At 42.2% G+C, this 2,865-nt stretch carries 2 protein-coding genes; both read right to left on the bottom strand.

The genetic code is table 11. The features are described from left to right. Positions 1-153 (bottom strand): helix-turn-helix domain-containing protein (locus tag CAG57_RS09605; RefSeq protein WP_161433708.1); only part of this gene is annotated, 153 nt, incomplete at its 3' end. A 426-nt stretch (positions 154-579) separates the two neighbouring features. Next, the gene (locus CAG57_RS09610; protein ID WP_237665860.1) at positions 580-2,085 is read right to left on the bottom strand and encodes a hypothetical protein; all 1,506 of its coding nucleotides are present in this window, start codon (positions 2,083-2,085) and stop codon (positions 580-582) included. Positions 2,086-2,865: the final 780 nt, after the last annotated feature.

Here is a 2,865-nt window from a genome sequence, read left to right on the forward strand (position 1 = left end):
TTTTGCTCGTTGCGCGTAAGAGGGCATCTGATGCTGCTGCAAATGATGTTTTACGGTATTACGAGAAATGCCTAATTGACGGGCAATGTTACGAATGCTTTGGCCTTGTGCAAAGCGAACATGAATATCCACAAATGTCTCCTTGGTTAACATAAATCACCCGTATAAAAAATAAACGGATGATACCAAGTGGATCAGTTTTCGATGATCGTTAGTGGATCAGTTTTGCATGATCGGTGACAACCTACGGGCACCCCTCCAGAGGAGGGGAATTAACCCCACATTTTTCCACATCGTTAATTTATATTTTCAACATCAACACTCGTCATTGCCGCGCAAATACTCGCTAACTTCACCATTTTCACTGAACCAAATTCCCCTCCCACGGAGGGGTGGCAGGCGAAGCCTGACGGGGTGGTTGGGTTTTTTTAAACTAAGTTCCTAGGCACTAGGTGAGGTCAGATCCTAGGAAAAACAAAAGCTAGAGACTGAGTATGAGTTATTCGTAACGAAACCACCCCGCCCTACGGGCACCCCTCCGGAGGAGGGGAATTAAAACGTAAGCTATTCACGACTACTTTAATTATTATCAGTTTTTAGCCATACCCAAGTATACGGGTGACGCTTGAGCTTATCTTGGAAGTCTTGTTGCGCAGAGATGTTTTTTAGGAGAGGAATGTTATCTACATTCGCTTTTCTTAACTCATTATTTATTACTCGATTAAAAAGGTTTTGGTGCTGGTAGAGAAAAGTCTCTTGTATTAAAGCTGAATCGGTATCCATGAAAGAAATAGAGGCATTGGAAAATGATGATATACCTTCATCGAGATCTCTATCAAACTTCATTATTGGGAGTTCATCATTGAGTGGAGTATACAAAACTTGAATTAAGTCAGTTCCTGAACGTAATTTAGCATCAAGCCATATTCTTTGTATCGTATTAGACGATAGATCTGCACTATTGATGCTTATACATTGCTGAGTTCCCCCTTGGCAATCTATCAATGTTGGCAATTCTGCTTGTGGTAAATTATCTAGAATGTTACTGGCAGTTAGGCTTGCACCATTGTTTTCCGTTCCTTGAGTGACGTGTTGGATCCCCCAGTATATTGGGTTTCCATTGGGAAGCTGTTTTCCTTTTATATTCAGATAATAATTTGTGTCAGCTATACCCTCGTAGTAACTAAACGAGCCGTTTTGAGTCGTCGTCAGTGGCTGCCATAAATAAGCATAAGGTGCATTAAACTGTCGGCCATCGACAAAAATATTTGCTGAATCTAGAGTTAAGTCGTTAGGTATAGTCCAAGGAGCATTTGTTACTTCTTCGGGTAGCTCGGTTAACTCTAATGGAGTAGCAGCGGAACCTCTTTCTGTGAAACTAGTAAATTTAAATCCTCTGAGTTGGTTAAGCTCAGAGCCATCTTTATCCGTTGCATACTGTACTGCTAATAAAGGACGTTGCTGTGAAGGGAATTCAATCTTTTCATTACCATTTTGAGTTAAGTTGTAATGTTCTGTAAAATTATCTAAATTTTGGTAGGCAGTATTAAAGCCAGTGTAGTAATCAAGGGCGCGTTTAGGATTAATATATCCTTCTTGCATCTGAATATTTGGATTCGCACTGCTTGGAGTCAAACAATTATTAGCTGCTGATCCTTTGGCGTAAATATTCAACGATTCTGGTAATAGTGCTTTAGCTAAAGTCGTTACATGGCTAATGCCCGAGCTATTAAATTCGGCAAAGCTGACATAGCCATTGTTAGGTACTTCATTTTGTTTGAAACTAAATGAAGTCGTAGAGAAGTTATCGTATTTTTTATGCACACTACCATCTGGGTTGTGCAAAATGATCTCATAAATGCTATCGGGGCGTGAAGCAAAAGCAATTACATTTTTAGATTGGTCAGAGTTATACCCAAAAATCTGGCAATTTGTTTCATTGTTTTGAACTTTTAAGTCCAAAAAGCTTACATTATAATATTTCACTGTCGGCGCAGGCGTCCCACCACCCGAACCGCTCTCCCCACCGCCACAGCCGAAGAGGGTAAGGGCGATGACGGTTGTTATCATAGATTTTTGCATCATAAGGTCTCTAACAAGTTGACGTTGAAAATTGCGTTACAAATATTATGCAATAAATAGACCAGAACAACCAATGCCGTGGTTTTTAAAATCATCAAATCTAATCGTATTCTATAGCCATAAAAACCATCCCGCCCTACGGGCACCCCTCCGGAGGAGGGGAATTAACCCCGCATTTTTCCATACCGTTAAGTTTATATTTTCAACATCAACACTCGTCATTGCCGCGCAAATACTCGCTAACTTCACCATTTGCACTGAACTAACTTCACCCCTTGCACTGAACCAAATTCCCCTCCCTCGGAGGGGTGGCAGGCGAAGCCTGACGGGGTGGTTGGGTTTTTTTAAACTAAGTTGCTACGCACTAGGTGAGGGCAGTTCCTAGGAAAAACAAAAGCTAGAGTCTGAGTATGAGTTATTAGTAACGAAACCACCCCGCCCTGCGGGCACCCCTCCGGAGGAGGGGAATTAACCCCACGTTTTTCCACACCGTTAAGTTTATATTTTCAACATCAACACTCGTCATTGCCGCGAAAATACTCGCTAACTTCACCATTTGCACTGAACCAACTTCACCATTTGCACTGAACTAAATTCACCCCTTGCACTGAACCAAATTCCCCTCCCTCGGAGGGGTGGCAGGCGAAGCCTGACGGGGTGGTTGTGGTTTTTTAAACTAAGTTCCTAGGCACTAGGTGAGGGCAGATCCTAGGAAAAACAAAAGCTAGAGCCTGAGTATGAGTTATTCGTAACGAAACCACCCCGCCCTACGGGCACCCCTCC

The organism is Vibrio sp. V30_P3S12P165 (genome assembly GCF_009904905.1).
Classification (GTDB): Bacteria; Pseudomonadota; Gammaproteobacteria; order Enterobacterales; family Vibrionaceae; genus Vibrio; species Vibrio fujianensis.

Coding starts and splice junctions, on each gene's coding strand:
- CAG57_RS09610 (WP_237665860.1), bottom strand. CDS start 2,085: ATGATGCAAAAATCTATGATAACAACCGTCATCGCCCTTACCCTCTTC.